The sequence below is a fragment of the Arhodomonas sp. KWT genome, from assembly GCF_010993615.1.
This window is the reverse complement of sequence record NZ_WNXE01000141.1, coordinates 1-3,600: the sequence shown is the minus strand read 5'-3', so window position 1 is coordinate 3,600 and position 3,600 is coordinate 1. Positions and strand designations below refer to the sequence as shown.

Genomic DNA, 3,600 nt, shown 5'->3' with positions numbered 1-3,600 from the left:
GGTGGCCTCGAAGGCGCGGAGCGGATTCAGCGGGGGTAACCTGGAAGGCATTGTCAGGCCTCTCTTCGTGAGAAAAACTCACAAACAACAGAATAACATTGTCAATTGAACTTTCATGTCGCGTTGCAATACTTCAGTAATAGCCAAACGGGCAGTTCTGGAACAGCGGGCCGGCACCGATAGCCTCGGTGGCCCGCACAACATTGAGTGGACGTAACATGGCCTGGGATCAGGACAAGCTCGAAGCACTGCGGCAGCGCTACTCGTCCAGCGGCGGTGACGATTTCCACGACCCGCGCTTCAAGCGCGTGGCGGCACAGGTGTTCGAGGGCGGAAACCGCTCCGCGCCCTATGCCGGGGTGCCCACCTTCCTGGATGCGCCCTACTCGCCCGTCGATCCCGCCAATCCGGACTTCGGCGACCTGCAGGTGGGCATCGTCGGCGTGCCCATGGATCTGGGTGTGACCAACCGTCCCGGGGCGCGTTTCGGGCCACGGGCGCTGCGCGCCATGGAGCGTATCGGCCCCTACAACCACGCGCTGGACTGCGCGCCGGTCATGGATCTCCGCGTCGCGGACATCGGCGACGTGCCCATGCGCAGCCGGTACCGCCTGGAGCAGAGCCTGGAGGATATCGAGGCCTTCCTGGCGAGGCTCGTGGATGCCGGCGTGGTGCCGCTCTCAGCCGGCGGTGACCACTCGATCACGCACCCCATTCTCAAGGCCGTGGCGCGGCGCCATGGGCCCGTGGGCCTGGTCCATATCGACGCCCACTGCGACACCGGCGGGCCGTTTGACGACACCAAGTTCCACCACGGTGGACCGTTCCGCAACGCGGTGCTGGACGGCGTCCTCGACCCGACACGCACGATCCAGGTCGGCATCAGAGGTTCCGCGGAATACCTCTGGGAGTTCTCCTACGATGCGGGTATGACCGTCATCCACGCCGAGGAGGTGCCGGGCATGGGCATCCCCGCGGTGATCGAGCGCGCCCGCGAGGTGGTCGGCGGCGGGCCGGTGTACGTCTCCTTCGACGTCGACGGCATCGATCCCTCCTTCGCGCCGGGCACCGGCACGCCGGAGGTCGGCGGCCTGAGCTCCCGCGAGGTGCTGGAACTGCTGCGCGGGCTCAAGGGACTTGAAATCGTGGGCGGCGACGTCGTCGAGGTCGCCCCCGAGTACGACACGACGACCAACACCGCCCACGTCGGTGCCCAGGTGCTCTTCGAGATCCTGAGCCTGATGGTCTACAGCCCGTCGATGGCGCGTCCGTCGCGGGAATGAACCGAAGCAAACGTCCAAAGAAGCCGGGGAGATACATATGAGCGACGAAACCAAGAACGGCATCACGCGCCGGGAATTCATCGGCGCCGGTCTGGCGGGGGCGGCGATGCTGTCCATGCCGCCGATCCTGCGGGCACAGAACCGGACCCTGAAGGTCGGCGTCTACGGCGGCTACTTCAAGGATTCCTTCGACAAGCACATCTTCCCGGACTTCACCAAGGAGACCGGCATCGAGGTCCAGTCCGTCGCCGAGCCCACCGGCGAGGCCTGGCTGGTTCAGCTCCAGAACGCCGCCCGTGCCGGCCAGGCCCCGGCGGACGTCTCGATGATGGCCCAGGTGCCGCGGCTCAAGGGGGCCAATGCGAAGCTCTGGGCACCCCTTGATGCGGCGAAGCTCGACAACCGCAAGTACCTGCTGGATAACTTCGTCCATACCTATGACGACGGCAGCATCTCCGGTCTGGGGGCGGTGAGCTGGTACATCACCCTGGTGACCAATACCGATACCTACCCCGAGCCGCCGGAGAGCTGGGCCGCCTTCTGGGACCCGGCGAACCGCGACAAGCTCGGCCTGCTTGCCCTGGTGAGCAATTCGTTCCTCCTTGAGATCACCGCGAAGACCTTCTTCAACGGCCACGACAGCCTCAAGAGCGAGGACGACATCCTCAAGGTCCTCGACAAGCTCGCCGAGGTGAAGCCGAACGTGCGTCTGTGGTACCGCGATGAGGGGCAGTTCCAGCAGGCGCTGCAGAGCGGCGAGATCCCCATGGGCCAGTACTACCACGACGTCACCGGTCTCGCCGCGGCGGACGGCTTCCCGGTGCGCTCGACCTTCCCGAAGGAAGGCGGCGTGCTCGATTCCGGCTCCTGGTGCGTGTCCAAGGCCTCCAACCGGCTCGAGGAGGCGCACGTGTTCATGAATTACATGTGCCGGCCGGATATCCAGGCCAAGCTCGCCCGCCGGGTGGGCACAGCGCCGACGGTCAAGCGCGAGCACCTGGACCTCAGCGACGAGGAGTTCGCCGCGGTGGCCAGCGACAAGCCCCCGATCCTGCCGTACTACCAGATGTATCTGGATCGTGGCGACTGGCTCTCGGACCGCTGGACGGCGATGATCACCGGATAACCCGGAACCGCGGGCGGTGCCGTAACGGCACCGCCCTCCTCGCCCACTTGAAAAATCATCATTAACCACCTGGAATCCCAATGAATGCAGACAGCCACGACGCGCTGACGCTGCAGGGCGTCAGCCGGCATTTCGGTGACGTCGCCGCCGTCTCCGAGGTGGACCTCACCGTGCCCCGCGGGAAGCTGGTCTGCTTTCTCGGCCCCTCCGGCTGCGGCAAGACCACGCTGCTCCGGCTCATCGCCGGGCTGGACATGCCCACCGGCGGGCGCATCGAGCTCGCCGGCCGGGACGTGACCGCCCTGCCCGCGCACAAGCGCAACCTGGGCATGGTGTTCCAGTCGCTGGCGCTGTTCCCGCACCTGAGCGTCGCCGAGAACATCGCCTATTCACTGCGTATCCGCGGGCAGGACAAGGCCGCCCAGCGCCAGCGCGCCGAGGAGCTGTTGGACCTGGTGCGCCTGCCAGGGGTCGGTGACCGCCACGTCTCCCAGCTCTCCGGCGGCCAGCGCCAACGCGTCGCGATCGCCCGGGCGCTGGCCCTGGAGCCCGAGCTGTTCCTGCTCGACGAGCCGCTCTCCGCTCTGGACGCCAAGCTCCGCGAGGAGATGCAGGTGGAGCTCAAGCTGCTGCAGCAGCGCGTCGGCGTGACCACCATCCTGGTCACCCACGACCAGCGCGAGGCCATGACCATGGCGGACATGGTGGTGGTCATGCGTGACGGCGAGGTGCAGCAGATCGGCACGCCACTGGAGGTCTACCGGGACCCGGCGAATGCCTTCGTCGCCGAGTTCATCGGTACCAGCAACCTGCTCCAGGGCGAGGTGGTGGACGACACCAGCGTGCGCGTCGACGGCCATGTGCTCCAGGCCGCGCGGCTGCCCGCCGGCGCTGCGGCGGGCACCGCCGTCACCGTCTCGGTCCGCCCCGAGGACGTGCACCTCTATGCCGGCGACGAGGATGGTCCGAACCGCCTCTCGGGAACCGTGGCGTTCGTGCGCGACGTGGGTCAGAGCGTCGAACTCTATGTGGACTGCGGCGGCACGCGTATCACCAGTCACGTCCAGCCCCGCGATAAGCCGGATGTCCACCAGGGCCAGACCGTGACGGTGGAGCTTCCCCCCGAGGCCTGCGTGGTACTGAAGCGATGAGCACGACTGCGACCGAAGGCACGACGGCCCGCAAGTGGCT

3 protein-coding genes are annotated in these 3,600 nt (G+C 66.8%); all 3 read left to right on the top strand.

Annotation, left to right across the window (positions count from 1 at the left end):
• The first annotated feature begins 218 nt into the window (after positions 1-218).
• The 3 genes from speB (at position 219) to G7A99_RS15035 (ending at position 3,560) form a co-directional block, all read left to right on the top strand.
• A complete protein-coding gene (speB, locus tag G7A99_RS15045) occupies positions 219-1,283 on the top strand; it encodes an agmatinase (protein ID WP_018716738.1) in 1,065 nt (354 codons plus the stop codon).
• Positions 1,284-1,320: 37 nt separating this feature from the next.
• Entirely contained in the window at positions 1,321-2,409 is a 1,089-nt protein-coding gene (locus G7A99_RS15040) for a PotD/PotF family extracellular solute-binding protein (RefSeq protein ID WP_163141578.1), read from the top strand.
• A gap of 80 nt (positions 2,410-2,489) precedes the next feature.
• Positions 2,490-3,560 (top strand): ABC transporter ATP-binding protein, encoded by a 1,071-nt coding sequence (locus G7A99_RS15035; protein WP_163141575.1) that lies wholly within the window; start codon positions 2,490-2,492, stop codon positions 3,558-3,560.
• Positions 3,561-3,600: the final 40 nt, after the last annotated feature.

Excerpts from the sequence above, each read along its gene's own strand:
- speB (WP_018716738.1), top strand. The coding sequence starts at position 219 with ATGGCCTGGGATCAGGACAAGCTCGAAGCACTGCGGCAGCGCTACTCG.
- G7A99_RS15040 (WP_163141578.1), top strand. The coding sequence starts at position 1,321 with ATGAGCGACGAAACCAAGAACGGCATCACGCGCCGGGAATTCATCGGC.
- G7A99_RS15035 (WP_163141575.1), top strand. The coding sequence starts at position 2,490 with ATGAATGCAGACAGCCACGACGCGCTGACGCTGCAGGGCGTCAGCCGG.